General features: G+C 58.0%; 13 protein-coding genes. 6 read left to right on the forward strand and 7 right to left on the reverse strand.

Features of this window, described 5'->3' with window-relative positions; genetic code table 11:
* Positions 1-10: 10 nt before the first annotated feature.
* The 3 genes from ACR0J8_RS18135 to ACR0J8_RS18145 form a co-directional block, all read right to left on the reverse strand.
* Complete coding sequence (locus ACR0J8_RS18135) at positions 11-1,459, reverse strand: peptidoglycan-binding domain-containing protein (RefSeq protein WP_480523768.1); 1,449 nt, start codon at positions 1,457-1,459, stop codon at positions 11-13.
* A gap of 214 nt (positions 1,460-1,673) precedes the next feature.
* On the reverse strand, positions 1,674-2,963 hold the full coding sequence (locus tag ACR0J8_RS18140) for a peptidoglycan-binding domain-containing protein (RefSeq protein WP_480523766.1): 1,290 nt from the start codon (positions 2,961-2,963) through the stop codon (positions 1,674-1,676).
* Positions 2,964-3,267: 304 nt separating this feature from the next.
* On the reverse strand, positions 3,268-4,803 hold the full coding sequence (locus ACR0J8_RS18145) for a formylglycine-generating enzyme family protein (RefSeq protein ID WP_480523764.1): 1,536 nt from the start codon (positions 4,801-4,803) through the stop codon (positions 3,268-3,270).
* A gap of 239 nt (positions 4,804-5,042) precedes the next feature.
* Here ACR0J8_RS18145 and rfbC point away from each other — a divergent pair, with 239 nt between their 5' ends.
* From rfbC to rfbA, 4 genes are read left to right on the forward strand one after another with little or no spacing between them, the layout of a single operon-like run.
* Positions 5,043-5,609: a dTDP-4-dehydrorhamnose 3,5-epimerase gene (rfbC, locus tag ACR0J8_RS18150; RefSeq protein ID WP_480523762.1), complete on the forward strand. Its 567-nt coding sequence runs from the start codon at positions 5,043-5,045 to the stop codon at positions 5,607-5,609.
* A complete protein-coding gene (rfbB, locus tag ACR0J8_RS18155; RefSeq protein ID WP_480523760.1) occupies positions 5,606-6,655 on the forward strand; it encodes a dTDP-glucose 4,6-dehydratase in 1,050 nt (349 codons plus the stop codon). Before rfbC ends, rfbB begins: the two co-directional genes overlap by 4 nt.
* Entirely contained in the window at positions 6,652-7,506 is an 855-nt protein-coding gene (rfbD, locus tag ACR0J8_RS18160) for a dTDP-4-dehydrorhamnose reductase (protein WP_480523758.1), read from the forward strand. Before rfbB ends, rfbD begins: the two co-directional genes overlap by 4 nt.
* A complete protein-coding gene (rfbA, locus tag ACR0J8_RS18165) occupies positions 7,503-8,375 on the forward strand; it encodes a glucose-1-phosphate thymidylyltransferase RfbA (protein ID WP_480523756.1) in 873 nt (290 codons plus the stop codon). Before rfbD ends, rfbA begins: the two co-directional genes overlap by 4 nt.
* 59 nt (positions 8,376-8,434) lie before the next feature.
* On the opposite strand, the gene ACR0J8_RS18170 is transcribed toward rfbA, so the two are convergent.
* Positions 8,435-9,295: a DUF5672 family protein gene (locus ACR0J8_RS18170; protein WP_480891519.1), complete on the reverse strand. Its 861-nt coding sequence runs from the start codon at positions 9,293-9,295 to the stop codon at positions 8,435-8,437.
* 536 nt (positions 9,296-9,831) lie between these two features.
* Positions 9,832-10,506: a phosphoglycolate phosphatase gene (gene gph / locus ACR0J8_RS18175; protein ID WP_480523752.1), complete on the reverse strand. Its 675-nt coding sequence runs from the start codon at positions 10,504-10,506 to the stop codon at positions 9,832-9,834.
* A gap of 223 nt (positions 10,507-10,729) precedes the next feature.
* On the opposite strand from gph, the gene hemP reads away from it, so the two are divergent.
* Together hemP and ACR0J8_RS18185 are read left to right on the forward strand one after the other, a co-directional pair.
* Entirely contained in the window at positions 10,730-10,897 is a 168-nt protein-coding gene (gene hemP / locus ACR0J8_RS18180) for a hemin uptake protein HemP (RefSeq protein WP_170615874.1), read from the forward strand.
* Positions 10,894-11,310, forward strand: a complete 417-nt coding sequence (locus ACR0J8_RS18185) for a hypothetical protein (protein ID WP_480891521.1) — start codon at positions 10,894-10,896, stop codon at positions 11,308-11,310. Before hemP ends, ACR0J8_RS18185 begins: the two co-directional genes overlap by 4 nt.
* Before the next feature lie 112 nt (positions 11,311-11,422).
* Here ACR0J8_RS18185 and ACR0J8_RS18190 read toward each other — a convergent pair whose 3' ends face one another.
* Positions 11,423-14,485 carry an aminotransferase class III-fold pyridoxal phosphate-dependent enzyme gene (locus ACR0J8_RS18190; protein WP_480891524.1) on the reverse strand — a complete coding sequence of 1,021 codons (3,063 nt, stop codon included), beginning with the start codon at positions 14,483-14,485 and terminating at the stop codon, positions 11,423-11,425.
* A gap of 99 nt (positions 14,486-14,584) precedes the next feature.
* Complete coding sequence (locus ACR0J8_RS18195) at positions 14,585-15,457, reverse strand: NAD(P)-dependent oxidoreductase (protein WP_480523826.1); 873 nt, start codon at positions 15,455-15,457, stop codon at positions 14,585-14,587.
* Positions 15,458-15,461: the final 4 nt, after the last annotated feature.

Below are 15,461 nucleotides of genomic sequence, written 5' to 3' on the forward strand. Positions count from 1 at the left end.
CAGTTGTAGCTTAGTCCTTGGGCGTCAGCAGCGGCAGCGTATTTGCAACCGGAACCACCCTGGGCAAGCTTTGCCCGTTGTTTCCTGCACGCTGGTTCTGTACCTGCAGTGCAGAACGGATGACCTGAACCCGTTCGGTTGTCGTGCTGGGGACGAAAACAGGCGTTGCACCGCTTTCCAGTGAGTCCATCGCGTTCACATACCACGGAACCGCTGCCGCGGGAGTCGCAGGTACACCGAACCCTTCACGCAGGTGGTGCCCAATCAGCTCTCCGTAAGGAGCCTGACCCGCAGCCATCATCGTCAATGCGCCAGCCAGGGCCATCTCGGCATCATCCAGACGATAACCGATGCCCAAGCAGATCTGGCCATAGACACCCATTGTTGCGGCATCGCTCAGGCCCAGTTGGGTGGCGGTCGATTGAACCGCCGGCATGACCTGTGCCTGATCCGTTGAGGGCAGACCGGACATGACGTCGGAATACCCGCCTGCAATCTGGCTGCACAGCTCCGTCATCTCGTTTTCGGAAACCGCGTATTGCGACGCGAGGGATCCACCTTGCGTAATGGCAAACCCACGTGCTTCGCAGAACTTTTCGCTGAGCGCCTGGTTCGGATCTGTCATGTTCGACGCTTGAACCACACCGCCCTGAATGCGCGTTGTCTGATCAACCAGTTCACACCGCGCAGCGGCGGATACAGTGGGCTGACCAACCGGCTTCAGGGGCTTGAGCTTTGGCACCGTGCTGCCATTGCCGATAACCTGACCGCCACCCTGCTGGGGCTGGTCGGGAATGACCGCCTGCGGGACCTGCTGGCGTGGTACCTGGTTCAGGGGCTGCGCCGCTGCGGCCTGAGTGCCGTTGTTGGCCCACGGGTCAACAATGCCGTTGTTGTTGGTGCCATAATTGGGAGTATTTGCACCGTAGTTCGGCCCGGCATTGTCGCCATAACGTGCGGCATAATTGGGGTCACGACCGATGTTCAGCAATCCGCGCGGGCCTTCGGCAGCCATCGTGCGTGGATAGGCGCCACCGGCACCTGACTGATACTGCCGCCATCCATTGACCAGGTTCTGACGTTCCCAATCCGAAAGCTGGCCGGTCTGGGGGTATCCCATGTAACCTTGATAGTCACGGATCGCAGCACGGCTGCGGTTTCCCATCACGCCGTCGACCGTTCCCGCGTTCCAGCCGAAGCCGTTGAGCGCGCTCTGAACCTCACGGTTTTGCTGCCGCTGGGCAGAATTCACCGTCGAGCGGCGCGTTGTCGTCGTTTGGCTGCGTTTTTTGTTTTTGTTGCAGTTGATTGCGCCTGTAGCGCACCCAAGGATCACAGCGGCACCGCCGCCGATAATCACATCTGCCAAATCTGCACTTGCGCGGCTGACGCCCGTGGTAATCATCAGGGAGACCAGCAATGCGCCGCCGACGGATTTATTTAAAATATGACGTGGCATCTTTAAGTCACCTCCTTACCCAAAATCTATATCGTTATTCTTACTTAAACATGTGATTCAGTGCATGTTACAAAAAATGTCACCTGTTTGCACCCATGCAATTGAGCATTGAAAACAAATAATTTTAGGACGCCGAGGGTGGGTATGGCGCCCTAAAACTTCGACAATTCAGGCGTAATGACCCTTAATGTCGAAACAGTATCTCGATAAATCGTCAATTACCTGCCGACCATCGGGCATTTACGGGAACACCGTGAAGTGCAGCCTGCGTTTCCGCGATTTGCATTGCCTTGCGGATTACGCTGATGCGATCCTGTGTGGCGCTGGCCATGAAAACGGCAGGCGCACCATTTTCCAGTGCCGTCATCGCGTTCGCGTACCACTCGACCGACGCCTTCGGAGCTTCGGCGGTGCCGAAACCTTCTCGCAGGTGGTGGCCAACCAGTTCGCCATATGCAGCGTGGCCGGATGCGGTCAGTGAAAGGGCACCGGCCAGCGCCATCTCGGCGTCGTCCATGCGATACCCCATTCCTGTGCAGATCTCGCCATAGTCCCGGGCAATCTGGGGCATATTCAGCCCAAGCGTAGCATTCGCATTCCGCGCGCTGTCCAGGGTGGACTGCACCGGCGTTCCGGGAAGAGCACTGATTGTGCCCGAGAATGTGGCTTTGATGTGATTGCAGATTTCCGTCATTTCGGTTTCGGAAACTGCGAAATGGGACTGCGAGGACTGTCCCAAAGTAATGACAAGCCCGCGTGCCTCGCACAGTTTTTCACTCAGCGCCTGATGGTGATCGGTCACATTGTCCGCGTGGATCAGTCCGCCCTGAATTTTCGAGGTGGCATCCACCAGTTCGCAGCGCCCGGCCACAGATTTGACGGGTGTTCCTATGCGTTTGGGCAGTTCGCCGATGATGGGTGGCGGGGACGATTTGTTCGGAGCGACAATGTGGCCGTCTTTGGGTTGTGGCGATGGGTATGGCTGCGGCTGCTGCCCGTCGCCATAATGCCCGGCATAGCCGGGGTTGCGTTCAACCTTCAGCAGGCCACTTGGGCCTTCGGCGGCCATCAGTCGTGGATATGCGTTGCCCGCGCCAGCCTGATACTTGCGCCATGCGTTGATCAACGTATCCCGTTCCCACTGGGAAAGGCGTCCGTTGGCGGGATCGCCCATGAAGTACTGATAGTCGCGGATGGCTGCGCGGCTCCGGCGGCCCAATACACCGTCAGCGTTTCCGACCGGAAAGCCGAATGTGTTCAAGGCGTTCTGCACGTCGCGGTTTTGTTGACGTTCTTCCTCGCTTAGAACGGGCGTTGGGACCGGCTTTCTGCCGGGAGGTCTTGGTTTGTTTCTTGGGCAGATGTTTGGATTGGCGAGACATAACAGCATCGCTGTACCGATCACTTCCTTGGCGCCTGCGTTTGCGCGTTCAACCGATGCTGTCATCATCATGGATGCGGCCAATGCGCCGCCCAGCGTGTGTTTGAAAATACTGCGTGCCATTGTCGACCCCCTAAGCAAAAAACTATCTGGGACCAACGCTAGCCAGTGCCGTTCAAAATAGCCCGTTACAAAAAATGTTATCGCTCAGGATCGGGGGGAAGTTCGAGTTTTGCGTTTTCTTTTCAAGGAGTTGGCTTTAGTCTTCGGTTTTTTTGGCCTCAAGACTGACCCATAGCGCAAACATGCATTAGGGCACCAAGGGACGGAGCGTGCCCGGATTTTTGCCCGAAATAGCTTTTGGTCATTAAGATTTGCGGGGGCTGCTCAGTCAAATGAATGGGTCCACAAACCGCACAGGTTCACCCTACTGAATAGCGATCAGCAGCAGTTGATCTTTCTCCATGTCCGGTTCTTCAAGATAAAGCCCCATATCCGTCCAGAACCGGTTGAGCATTGTCAAAAGCTGCGCCTGTTCCGCCTGGGCCAGATCCTGCGCCAGCCCTTCATAGGCGCGTTCACGGATTTCTGCTTCGACGTCGGAACCCAAGGTCTCAAGCGTTGCCCGGTAAGACAGCAAGTACGTATCCCGGCTTGCCCGCAAGGCATCCAGCCGGTCGAGGTTCAGGTTCAATGTCTGCATTAGTTGGGTTCGTTGATTGCCGACCGTGACCTTGATCGTGTCCAGCAGGCGCAGGCTGTCCCGTTCCAGTTGCTGAATTTCGCGGCTGCCTTCGATCAAGGTCTCCACGAAAGCTGCCCCGCTCAGAAGCGTGGATTTTGCGGCTTGAAACAGGGATTCCGCCGCCTGTTCCCGCGCGATGCGAAATTCCAGCTGAAGATCGCCCAAGGCAGATTTGCGGCGGGGGTCCACTTCCTCTTCCAGCAGCGCGTTCAGGGTCGCCAGTGGGTCAGATTGCTCTTCCGAGGACCGATCAGCCTCTTGCGTCCAGCCATCCCGGATCGCGTCATAGCGGTCTTCGGATACCACGGCGGCACTGATGACCAGCCTGACGCCAAAATACTCGCCGGCCAGAGCCTGACCATTCAGGCTGCTGTACATCGGGTATTCATTACGGCGCGCGGTGTAGATTTGCGCGTCTTCCTGATCGACCGAACCGCCACGCGTGACCAGTCCGCCAGACTGGCCGTGACTGCGCCCGATGGCATTCAGGCGGAACGGTTCAAGCATCAACTCCTCAACATTGCCATAGATATCCAGAAGGCCCAGCGGGTTGGGTTTGCGCCGCGCTCCGATGATGCTGAGCTTGGTGCTGCCGCTGCCAGGCGCCAGATAGGCGGCGTAATCGGACAACGTCCCTTCGGAAAAGAACCTGCGGGCGGCAAATACCGAGGCGTCGGCTTTTGCGCCACCACGGGCGGCATATTCCCATTCAGGTTCGGTCGGCAGCCGCAGAAAGCCGGTGCGGTCACCCTGCCGGGGCAGGCTGTCGCGGGCGTTCTGCATCAGCCATTCGGAATAGGCGCGCGAGAGATCAATGGCTTCGAACCAACTTAATCCGCCTTTGGCCCGGGCTTCGACCGGTTTGAAGCCGCCGTCGCAATTCATGTTGATGGCGCGGTACTGAGCCTCATTCAATTCGTACCGGGCAATATAATAGTAGCTGACACTGTTTTCGGGGTCGTCGAATGCCCCGCGCAGATAGGTGGGCTTGAGGTAGTCCGAAAAAGCGGTATCGGCATCAGACTGCCCCATACGAAAGGGTCGGTCCGACAACGGGCGGGCGATATCGACCGGCACGTTGACTTTCTGAAAGGCCATGCCACCGCCACAAGGCATCGGTAAGATCAGATCTGCGGGACCGTGCTCCTGGCTGGACGGGTCGATCAGAATTGGGGGCCAAGGGGCGTCGCTTGCCCAAGCCGAAGACAGCCAAGCCATGAAAAAACACAGGCTCAGTCGAGCAGATACGGGCAAAATCGGAACTCCCCAAAATTCTGTAACCACCCGGCATCGGGCAGGAGACAGTTTTGCACAGATGAAACAGATTGCAACTGATGCAGTCCGGCGGTTCTTGCCGGAATCGCGTTCGCGTGGTGGTAATTCCACATCAGGCGGGTTAGAGGGTGGGCAACCGACAAACCGAGCATTTGCGATTGAAACGGCAGGAAGTTTTCTCAATGCAGATAGAAGATACTTCAATAGAGGGTGTGAAAATCCTTACACCAGCACGCTTTAGCGATAATCGTGGGTTCTTTTCCGAAAGCTGGAGTAGGAGGCGCATGGAGGATGCGGGGCTGAACTTTGACTTTGTACAAGACAATCATTCGGTATCTGCAACTGTGGGAACGCTGCGCGGGCTGCATATGCAAACTCCGCCTCATGCGCAGGATAAGCTGGTGCGCTGTGGACGTGGGCGGTTGTTGGATGTGGTCGTCGATATTCGCAAGGGCAGCCCGACCTACGGAAAATGGGTGGGTGTCGAATTGAGCGCCGAAAATGGCAAACAGATGCTAATTCCAGCTGGGTTCTTGCATGGTTTCGTCACCCGTGAGCCGGACACCGAGATCGTCTACAAGTGTTCGGACTACTACGCCCCGGACTGCGACCGCTCGGTCCGGTTCGACGATGCCGATATCGGTATCGACTGGGAGCTGGAAATTGATCCTGTGCTGAGCGCCAAGGATGAAGCGGCCGTGACACTGGCGGCTTTGGACAATCCGTTTGTATATGAAGGTCAGAAATGAAAATTCTCGTGACCGGCGGGGCCGGGTTCATTGGATCCGCGGTAGTACGTCAGGCTATTCGTGACGGCCACAGCGTGGTCAACCTGGATGCGCTGACATACGCGGCGTGTCTTGAAAACGTGGCCAGTGTGACCAACCACCCTAACTACGGTTTTGTACAGGCCGATATTCGAGACCGCGCAGCCCTGGACAAGGTGTTTGCAGAACATGAGCCGGACGCGGTCATGCATCTGGCGGCGGAAAGCCATGTTGACCGGTCGATCGACGGGCCGGGCGATTTTATCGAAACCAACATCACGGGCACCTATCAGATGCTCGAAGCTGCAAGAGCATACTGGACACACATGGGTCAGCCCGAGGCGTTCCGGTTTCACCACATCTCGACGGATGAGGTTTATGGCTCGCTACCTGCTGACCCGCAGGTTCAGTTCACCGAGGAGACGTCCTACGACCCCCGCTCGCCCTATTCCGCTTCGAAAGCGGCAAGCGATCACCTTGTTCGCGCCTGGGCCGAAACATACGGCCTGCCGGTCGTGCTGACCAATTGTTCTAACAATTACGGGCCGTTCCATTTTCCTGAAAAGTTGATCCCCGTGATCATCCTCAATGCTCTGGCGGGCAAGCCACTGCCGATCTACGGGGATGGTTCTAACATCCGTGACTGGCTGTACGTGGAAGATCACGCGGATGCGCTTCTATTGGTGGTGCAAAAGGGGCAGGTGGGCCGCACCTATAACATCGGCGGCGAAAACGAGCGCACCAATCTGGAACTGGTCAAAACCCTTTGCGAAATCCTTGACCGCAAACGTCCAAAAGACAGCGGGTCTTACGCAGACCAGATCACCTTTGTAACCGATCGCCCCGGCCATGACGCACGGTATGCCATAGACCCGACCCGCATTCGCAATGAGTTGGGTTGGAGCCCGTCCGTAACCGTCGAGGAAGGGCTGGAAAAAACCGTCCAGTGGTATCTGGACAACGAAGACTGGTGGCGCGCGCTGCAAAACCGCGACGGCGTTGGCCAGCGACTGGGGACGGGAAAATGATCCTTGTCTTTGGAAAAACCGGGCAGGTCGCCCAGGAAATCGCCCTGAATGCGGGCCAGCGCGAGATCGTGTTTCTTGGCCGCGATGCAGCGGATTTGACCAACCCGGAACAGTGCCAGGCCGCCATCGAAACGCACCGGTCGCAAGCGGTGATCAATGCCGCAGCCTATACCGCTGTGGATCGGGCTGAGGATGAGGCCGAGACGGCAATGGCCGTCAATGGCACGACGGTTGGGGCCATTGCCCAGACCTGTGCAGCGCTGGGTGTTCCGTTGGTGCATATCTCGACCGATTACGTTTTTGACGGCTCGGGTGAGGCACCACACCAACCGGAAGATGCCACGAATCCAATCAACACCTACGGCCGCACCAAGCTGGCTGGTGAAACAGCGATCCGGGCCAGCACCTGCCGTCACGCCATATTGCGCACCTCGTGGGTGTTCTCGGCCCATGGCAACAACTTTGTCAAAACCATGCTGCGCCTATCTGAAACCCGGGATGCGCTGAACGTTGTAGACGATCAGATTGGCGGCCCGACCCCGGCTGCGGACATCGCGCGGGCCTGCCTGCGTCTGGCCGACTGCCTGATGGCTGGTGAGATGGACAGCGCAACCCTGCATTTTGGCGGTGCACCGGACGTCAGCTGGGCCGGATTTGCGCGCGAGATTTTCTCGCAGGCCGGTCGGTCCGTGACTGTTACTGGTATTCCGACCTCTGACTATCCTACTCCGGCCAAACGGCCCCTGAATTCGCGAATGGACTGCAGCAGCCTGTCTGCCTGCGGTCTGGAACGCCCCGATTGGCGGGCCGGCCTGCGCGACGTATTGAACAGCAAAGAGATTTCATCATGACGAACCGTAAAGGTATCATTCTGGCCGGCGGCTCGGGCACCCGTCTGTACCCGATCACGATGGGTGTGTCCAAACAGCTTCTGCCGATCTATGACAAGCCGATGATCTATTATCCGCTGTCGGTACTGATGCTGACGGGAATCCGCGAGATCTGCATCATCACCACGCCCCAGGATCAGGACCAGTTTCAGCGCACGCTGGGGGATGGCAGCCAGTGGGGTCTGGAACTGACCTACATCACCCAGCCGTCGCCGGACGGTCTGGCGCAAGCCTATCTGCTGGCCGAAGAATTTCTGAACGGCGCGCCGTCGGCGATGGTGCTGGGGGACAACATCTTCTTTGGCCATGGTCTGCCGACCCAACTGCAAAAGGCCGATGCGCAAAGCACAGGCGGAACCGTTTTTGGCTATCGCGTGGCCGACCCGGAACGTTATGGCGTGGTTGGCTTTGATGCGACCGGCGCAGTGCAGAGCATCATTGAAAAGCCCAAAGTGCCGCCGTCGAACTATGCCGTGACGGGCCTGTATTTTCTGGACGGTACCGCGCCAGAGCGCGCGCGGCAGGTCAAGCCGTCGGAACGCGGAGAGCTTGAGATTACGTCTCTGCTTGAGACGTACCTAGACGACGGAACATTGCGCGTCAGGCAGATGGGGCGCGGTTATGCCTGGCTGGACACCGGCACACATGCGTCATTGCTTGAGGCCGGAAACTTCGTGCACACGTTGTCGAACCGACAAGGTCAGCAGGTCGGGTGCCCGGAAGAGATTGCGTTCGAACACGGCTGGATTTCGCAGGAGCAGCTTCTGAAACGCGCGAAACTATTTCGGAAAACGGCATACGGAAGATACCTGCGCAACCTAGTGGACTAGTCCCACCGGGTTCCGATCCGCGGTTTTTTTTGAGACTGGTGAATATTGCGCGGGCCGGATTACCGGTCGGCGCTGAAATACTCGTCCGGGAAATATTTGCGCCAGAACGTGCTGCCGTATCTTTGGAAGGCGTGGCAGCCAAATGGCAGCTTCCCGTCGTTGCATTCCAGCAGGTATTCCGGGGCCGCCTCAAACGCGAACCGCGACGCCTGAATCGGAGTGGGAATTGTAAACCCGCTGAAATAGCGCGGCACCAGGTTTGTCCAGATCACATCCTCGTTCACGCTGGGTTTTACGGGAATAATTGTTTTTCCGAACAGACGAAGCACTAGGTTTGCCAGGGCCACGGCACCAACCTTGTTGGCTATTCTGACGGCACCTGCGCAAGTCAGGAAAAGCGCCTCATGCGTCACCCTACGGCAATCGCTGATTTTGCGAAGGGACAATCCACCGTTCAGTTCACCCGTGAAGTCATACGGCAGGTTTGGTTGGCTGTACCCGTCAAAAACCGGCGCTCCGACAAAGGAATATCCATGCGCGGTCCAGGAATCGAGATGATCCTGAATGATCAGACAATCGACCTGACAAATCAGGATGTAAGAATAATCAGCAAATTTGTCATAAAACTCCTGACTGATCATCAGTCGGTTGTACGAGTCGATGCTGACAAAATGGGAATCGGACAGGCAAAGAGTCCGCGCTGTTCCTTCCGTTTCCCGCAGGACGTTTTTTGTGACCGTGTTGTCAAGGTAATCGCACAGAGCGTCTGGCCCCAGAATGGTGACATCGTGCGATTTCAGAATCCTGACATTGTGCAGAAGGGCCGCCATTTCCGTGTCCGTCAGTTCCCGGTGAACGGGCACGACAACATTGCAGCAGCCAGAAGTGTTTCCTGCGTCTGAACTGTGCGGCACTTTCATGAATTCGCCCCTTCATAGGCCAACTATTTGTAATCTTGCAATATTAGTGGGTCGATACACGATTCAGCCAAACTGTCAGGTTGAGCGAAATTTTCTTCGTTTCTGCTCTCAATCTAACAGCACCGCAATTGATTGCCAACGATACTCGGCGCTTGTCCTGCCGTGACAGGTGATGCTGACGCCATGACCCTCAGGTTGTCTTGTAACCCCGTCGCACATTCATGATTTGGGCTGAGGTGTCAATCCGATCTTTGCCCGCGGGGCGCATCCAGCCAATCCAGTGGGGTAATCCAGGCCAGATTCACTCAAGTACGTGCGGCTTTGCCTACCAATTGTCGGGCCGTATTCTGTCAGGAAAATCGGCGTTCATGGGCGTGAAAACTGGGTCCTACGGGAATCCCCCAATATCGCTGTCAGCCGCGAATCGTTAATTATGTATTTCAGATACCGGGTCTAAACAGACCAAACCACTTTTCCCCCAAGAAGGGGCTGGCTACTTACCCCCTCGGCCGGCCCCTTACCCCTTTTAGGAAAGTTTACAGATCTCCGGCCTGACCAGTCGCCAACCGCGCGACAAGCGCGGGCAGTTCCAATGCATCGTTGTACACCACATCATGGTGAATGTCCGAAATGGCCGATTTCCGGTAACCATTGGTGAAAAGCAAAAAAGGCACCTGCGCGCGGCGCGCCGTTTCAGCGTCAACTTCGCTGTCTCCGACAAACAGCCGCGGTCCTGTGTCGGGCAGGGCTTCGAAGCAGGCATTAAGATGGGCCGGATTGGGCTTGCGTATGTTCAAGGTATCGCCGCCGATAACAGCATCAAAGAAACCTGACATTCCCTGCGCTTCCAGGATGTGCCGGGCGGGCCGTTCGGGTTTGTTGGTGCATACACCCATCGCACAGCCCATTTCGCTGAGCGCATGCAGCGCCTGGATCATGCCGGGATACGCAACGGTGTGGACGCTGCTGGCGGCGTTGTAGTGGGCCAGAGTTCTCTGTGTCAGGTCCGAGTGCTGTTCAAGGGGAAGGCCGCAATGATGGATGACCCGCTCGACCAGTTTGGGAAGGCCGTTTCCAACGAATTGCCGGATAGTGTTCTGTTCCAACGGTGGATGACCGACATCATCCAGCATTCGGTTTGCCGCCGCCGCAATGTCGGCGAGGCTGTCGAGCAGGGTTCCATCCAGATCGAATACAAGGGTTGCAGTCACAGAAATGTCCACCGGTATCAATGCGTTCCAAGACCTACCCGGTGTCCCGGCCCGACGCAATCAAACAGTTATTCGGAAATGTGAAGGCACATGCTTGACAAACCTGAGTAAAATAATCAGATTAAGGCGTAGACAGTCAGCCAACCCGGCTCCGGGTCAGCCAGATCGTTGAAAAACGCAATCAGATCAAGGCGATTTGCCAAAACCTATCCGGAGTTGCCCGATGAACATGCAGAACCCGAATCCAAGCCAGGCCTATGCCGTTTCCATGTTGCCTGCTCATAAGGCGGAAGACCTGACCAAGGGTGGAAATCTGGCTCATATCGAGTTGGGGGACCAGCTTTACACGCTGCGCATCACCCGTGCCGGCAAGCTGATCCTCACGAAATGAGCGCGCAGTCCTCGCGCGGCGGGGCAACGGTTGGACATTTGGCAGATCTGAGCCCGGTTGAGGCAGGAGCCGTCATGTATCTCCGGCTGTGGGGAAACGGTGCCAACGGCCGCGCTGATGCCGCAAGCGATTTTGAAATCGCTTTGGGTAATGATCACGGTCGCGCCGCAATGCTGACCTTGGACAGGTTGTGCTCGCTTTGCGCCAACCATGGGCGCCGACCTCTGATACGTCACGGCCTGAACTGCGCATGCCTGGGTGCGGACGAAAACTGCTTTGCGCAGATGATTGCTGCCGCATCCGAAGGGGCGCGAGAGGATGCGATGATGATGGCCTCGCTTATCATCAGGCCGGATTTGCACCGGCGCTTGTCTGTCTGTCCGAAGAATTTGGGCTGGCGCTGCGCCGAATGACCATCTCGGCTCCGTTGCCCAACACGGGGCATCATACCCCGGCAGCTATTTTACATTGAAAGAGACCGAATGATGAGAGAACCCCGCGCTGCGCAGTGGGGTTCTTCTGAATTCAGCAGCAACTGCAACCAACATGGTGGTCGTGATCGCAGACTGGGGTGGGTGCATAATCACCCACTTCGCTCAGAACGCTTCTCAAGGCCCAAAGGATCATGTCCACGTCTTCAGCCTTGATCGTCAGCGGCGGGCGAATCTTCAGGATATTGTCCTTTGGACCCTCGCTTCCGATCAGAATGCGATGATCCCGCATCCGGTTCTTGACGAACTTGCAGATCTCGGTTCCTTCCGATCCGTCAGGGTTGATCAGTTCGACGCCCAGAAACAGACCCATCCCGCGTACATCTCCGACGCAGCCAAAATCAGCCTCAATCCCGCGCAGGCCGTCCATCAGGCGTACACCCATATTCCGGGCATTGTCCTGCAATCCCTCGTCATCGACGATGTCCAGCACCTCTTTCCCAATCCGGCAGGACAGGGTCGAACCGCCGAAAGTCGAAAAGAACTCGATGCCATTGTCGAAGCTGTTCGCGATTTCCTTGGTCGTGACCAGAACGCCCAGCGGATGGCCATTGCCGATGGGTTTGCCCATGACAACGATGTCGGGCAGTGCCCCCTGATGTTCAAAGCCGAAATAATACTCGCCCAGCCGGCCAAGGCCGGTCTGCACTTCGTCCGCAATGCAAACGCCACCTGCGGCCCGAATTTTTTCGTAAACGGCCGGAAGATAGCCCTTGGGTGGAATGATCTGGCCGCCGACCGATGGGAAGGTTTCCGCGATGAAGCCAGCAACCCCATGTCCTTTGGCCTGCAATGCGGCAATTGCGGGGTCCACCAAGTCTGCGAACTTCGCGGCACGGTCGGAATCGTCACGTCGGAATGAACCGCGATAGTCGTCGGCCACTTCGACCAGTTCGACCCAATCCGCCTGCCCCACGCCGCCGGGCTTGTTGAACTTGTAGGCCGAGATCGCCACAGCCGCATTGGTGTTGCCGTGGTAGCCGTGATCCGGCGTTACGATCCCCTTTGCCCCTGTGCGCGCTCGCGCCAGCCGAAGGGCCAGTTCGTTCGCCTCGGTCCCCGAGTTCACGAAGAAGCAGACCTCGAGGTGATCCGGCAACTTCGACAGAATCTTGTCGGCAAATGCCGTTTGGGCCGGGTGCAGATAGCGCGTGTTCGAGTTCATCCGCTTCAGTTGGTCCGCTGCGACCGCCTGAATGCGGGGATGTGCATGGCCCACGTGGGGGACGTTGTTATAGGCGTCCAGATAGGGGCGGCCCCACTCGTCGAACAGATGATGCTTCCAGCCGCGAACCAGCATGACCGGATCGTCATAGGTCAGCGACAGGTTGCCACCAAAATGGTCCTGGCGCCCGCGCAGGATCGCCTGTTTGTCGGTCGGGCGATAAAACACCTTGTCGTCCGGCAGGTTCAGTATTGCCGCAGGGTTCGGGCATACTGCGTGCCACAGATACATCTCGTCCGGGTCGCCGACACCGGGCCAGTCCGCCTGCATCCCGGCGGTGGTCAGGGCCAACTGGAAATGCACATGAGGGGCCCAGCCTCCATTCTGACTGGCATCCCCTAGGCGGGCAAAGGCCGCGCCCTGTGCGACGGGATCGCCCGGCTTGAGCCGCGCGCAGACCTCGGGGTCCAGGTGACCATATAAGGTATAGAACGGATCGCCTTCAGGGGTTTCATGATGCAGGATCACAACGCCGCCGTAATCCAGATGGGCATCGCGGTTCTCGACCACTTCAACACGTCCGCTCATCGGAGCATACAGCACGGCTCCGGCGGGCGCGAAGACATCAACGGCCAGATGAACAGTCCGCCGGTCCGAGGCCTTCCAAGACCCCTTACGGAAACCGGGCTCGGCATAAATCAGGCGCGGCTCGTTGTAATACCCCAGCCACAGGCCATCGCCGAACTCGGCGCCCACGCGGGCGGCCTCTTCCAGAGGCATGTGGAACGGGTTCTGCGGCCATGTCGAATTTTCAACCGAAAGCGATCCCATCGGCACATCCGCCAGATTCTGCCCGAACATCTGCGCAAACTGGCCGCGGTGGTCGGACAGATAGGCGTGGATACGCTCGGCCCCGTCCGTGACCGGCAGCCCGCAGGCCGCGCGCAGGCGGGCGGGCATCAGACCGCCATTGACGGATGTGTTCTCTAGGAACCGCCAGGCCGGAGCCTGCGAGATGGTGACATAGGGATCATCCGGGTTTTCAGCCGCCATCAGAGTCGAATTCACGACGGACACCGCCAGACGCATCCGCAGCAACGGCCAGATCAGGTCGACTTCGTCGGTGCGCAGCGGGTTGGCGGCGTGATAGCCACGCACCAGCGCCGTCAGGGCGCGTTCAGGCCTGGGATGATCCAGAACAATATAGGCCCCGGCAATTGCGAGGTCACAGATACGCGGCGCTGCACACATGTCGCCCAGATCAATCAGGCCCGAGATCTTCTGGCGTTGTCCAAGCTCACCCTCAACAAGAATGTTGTAATCGTTTGCGTCATTGTGGATGGCCTGCCTGGGCATCGCAGCCAACCTGCCGGATACCTCATGGAACCCATCACAGATTTCGGTCAGCAACGCGCGTCGGTTGGGATCCGAAACAACCTCAAGCCTGCCGGAAATCCACCCGGCCTGTGTCAGATCCCATTTGAAATTGTCCCTGCTCAGCCCTGAATGATCGAACTTTTCCAGAGCTCGATCCGTCGCTCCAAGAACACGGCCCAACTTCATGATCAGCTCGTCGGTTTTGGGCGCGGCCTTGGCGTAGCACTGGCCCGGCAGACGCTCCAACAACCAAGCAAGTCTCGGCTGCCCCTGATCGTCAGGGATTTCGGGCAGCAATCCACCGGTCAGGTCCGGGATGACCGCCGGCATCGGCAGGCCGGGGGCCTCGGATGAGATATGGCGCAATGCCTGAACCTGCAGGTCCACAAACTCGGCCTCACACCCGGCCCGCATCACCTTGAGAACGTAGTCCCGTCCGTTGGTGGCTTCGGCCAGGAAGTTCAGATCGTATTCGCCGTCCAGCCGGGTCAGCCTCGCTTCGATCCCCCAGGTCGCTCGCAGCGCGTCCGCCCAGAATTGCGTCAGATCATTCATGCGCTTTGTGTCCTTTCCCAAAGCCGATCTCTTCTTTTGTGCCCAAATATCTCGGGGGTGAACTGCCGCTTACGGCAAAACGGGGCAGCCGCCTTGCCTTCAGTCCAGCGCGCGCAAGCGTTTGATCAAGGAAGAGGTGTCCCAGCGCCCGCCGCCCAGTTTCTGAACGTCCTTGTAGAACTGATCAACCAATGCCGTCAGCGGCAGCGACGCGCCGTTCCTGTTTGCCTCGTCCAGACAAATACCCAGATCTTTCCGCATCCAGTCCACCGCGAACCCGTAGTCGAAATGATCGTCCAGCATCGTTTCGTGCCGGTTTTCCATCTGCCAGCTTCCGGCAGCACCCTGACTGATCACTTCGATCACGGCACGGCCATCCAACCCGGCTTTCTCGGCAAAGTGCAGGGCTTCGCTCAGCCCCTGCACAACACCGGCGATGGCGATCTGGTTGCTCATCTTCGTCAACTGGCCCGCGCCGCTGTCGCCGATGCGGCGGCATATCTTCGAATAGACCTGCATGACCGGCTCGGCCTTGTCATAGGCGTTTTGCGCACCGCCGCACATGATGGACAGAACGCCGTTCTCTGCGCCCGACTGGCCACCCGAAATGGGCGCGTCCACAAAGGCAAATCCCCTATCATCCGCAACCGAGGCAAGCTCTTGCGTCACTTTGGCGGATACCGTGGTGTGATCGACAAAGACGGCACCTTGCGACATGCCATCAAAAGCGCCGTTCTCGCCGGTGCAGATCGCGCGCAGGTCGTCATCATTGCCCACACAGGCAAAGACCAGTTCCGCGCCTTGCGCAGCCTCCGCCGGGGTTTCCGCCATTGCGCCGCCGTGCTGATCAACCCAGGCCTCGGCCCGTTTTGCGGTGCGGTTGTAAACGGTGACGTCATGCCCTGCTGCCTGCAGGTGGCCAGCCATGGGATAACCCATGACTCCAAGACCTAGGAACGCGAGTTTTGCCATCAGG

Source organism: Ruegeria sp. N11 (assembly GCF_056531525.1).

What these genes read in the sequence shown, in the direction of transcription:
- ACR0J8_RS18190 (WP_480891524.1), bottom strand. Translation starts at nt 14,485, where the DNA reads ATGAATGATCTGACGCAATTCTGGGCGGACGCGCTGCGAGCGACCTGG.
- ACR0J8_RS18145 (WP_480523764.1), bottom strand. Translation starts at nt 4,803, where the DNA reads ATGGCTTGGCTGTCTTCGGCTTGGGCAAGCGACGCCCCTTGGCCCCCA.
- ACR0J8_RS18185 (WP_480891521.1), top strand. Translation starts at nt 10,894, where the DNA reads ATGAGCGCGCAGTCCTCGCGCGGCGGGGCAACGGTTGGACATTTGGCA.
- ACR0J8_RS18170 (WP_480891519.1), bottom strand. Translation starts at nt 9,295, where the DNA reads ATGAAAGTGCCGCACAGTTCAGACGCAGGAAACACTTCTGGCTGCTGC.
- ACR0J8_RS18195 (WP_480523826.1), bottom strand. Translation starts at nt 15,457, where the DNA reads ATGGCAAAACTCGCGTTCCTAGGTCTTGGAGTCATGGGTTATCCCATG.
- rfbC (WP_480523762.1), top strand. Translation starts at nt 5,043, where the DNA reads ATGCAGATAGAAGATACTTCAATAGAGGGTGTGAAAATCCTTACACCA.
- hemP (WP_170615874.1), top strand. Translation starts at nt 10,730, where the DNA reads ATGAACATGCAGAACCCGAATCCAAGCCAGGCCTATGCCGTTTCCATG.
- rfbB (WP_480523760.1), top strand. Translation starts at nt 5,606, where the DNA reads ATGAAAATTCTCGTGACCGGCGGGGCCGGGTTCATTGGATCCGCGGTA.
- ACR0J8_RS18135 (WP_480523768.1), bottom strand. Translation starts at nt 1,459, where the DNA reads ATGCCACGTCATATTTTAAATAAATCCGTCGGCGGCGCATTGCTGGTC.
- rfbD (WP_480523758.1), top strand. Translation starts at nt 6,652, where the DNA reads ATGATCCTTGTCTTTGGAAAAACCGGGCAGGTCGCCCAGGAAATCGCC.
- ACR0J8_RS18140 (WP_480523766.1), bottom strand. Translation starts at nt 2,963, where the DNA reads ATGGCACGCAGTATTTTCAAACACACGCTGGGCGGCGCATTGGCCGCA.
- rfbA (WP_480523756.1), top strand. Translation starts at nt 7,503, where the DNA reads ATGACGAACCGTAAAGGTATCATTCTGGCCGGCGGCTCGGGCACCCGT.